This is a genomic window from Chromobacterium sp. LK1 (genome assembly GCF_001043555.1).
In the GTDB taxonomy this organism is placed as follows: Bacteria; Pseudomonadota; Gammaproteobacteria; order Burkholderiales; family Chromobacteriaceae; genus Chromobacterium; species Chromobacterium aquaticum.
On record NZ_LDUI01000069.1, the window covers coordinates 1 to 684 of the forward strand.

At 56.3% G+C, this 684-nt stretch carries 1 pseudogene; it reads right to left on the reverse strand.

The annotated features are described in order from the left end of the window. Positions 1 to 543: pseudogene (locus tag VI26_RS24135) on the reverse strand (IS5 family transposase); the annotation flags it as partial. Between the last annotated feature and the right edge of the window lie 141 nt (positions 544 to 684).

Here is a 684-nt window from a genome sequence, read left to right on the forward strand (position 1 = left end):
AGCAGGCTTTGCACCCGCTTGAGCCCACTCTGGCAGCGCGCTAGCGCTTTGAGGGCTCCTTTGCGATCAGTCACCTCCGCTGTAGTCACTGCTACCGCGTGCGGTAAGCCCTGGGTATCCACTACGATATGGCGTTTGATGCCTGATATCTTCTTACCCGCGTCGTAGCCTTTTAACCCTGCTGTATCAGTGTTCTTCACGCTCTGCGCGTCCACGATCAAGAGCGTGCTTGAGGCGTTCCGCCCCAGTTTCTCTCGGGCCGCGCCAACCTGATTTTTTTAATGCCAACTCCAACACGCTTACGCCGTGCAAGTCAGGTGCAGTCCATTTTCGCCAATACGCATAGACGTTCTGCCACTTGGGAAAGTCAGGCGGTAGATAGCGCCACTGACAACCTGTGCGCAGAAGATAGAGCACAGCGCAGAACACTTCATACAGATCCAGCTGTACCGGTTTGGTGTTACGTCGAACGCCACGCAGCAGCGGCTCTATCTGAGCAAACTTTTCTCGACTAATGTCGCTTGGGTAGGATTTTCTCTTCACTAGCCCATTATCGCTTACAAAAAGATCGTAAACAGGTTCTAAGAGCCTGTTCAAAGCCTCGCGGGCATCGGCGCGCGCCCGGCAAGTCCGCATCCAGGGGATGGGCTTGGCGGGCGCGGTTTGCGGCGGCGCGCGATGGCG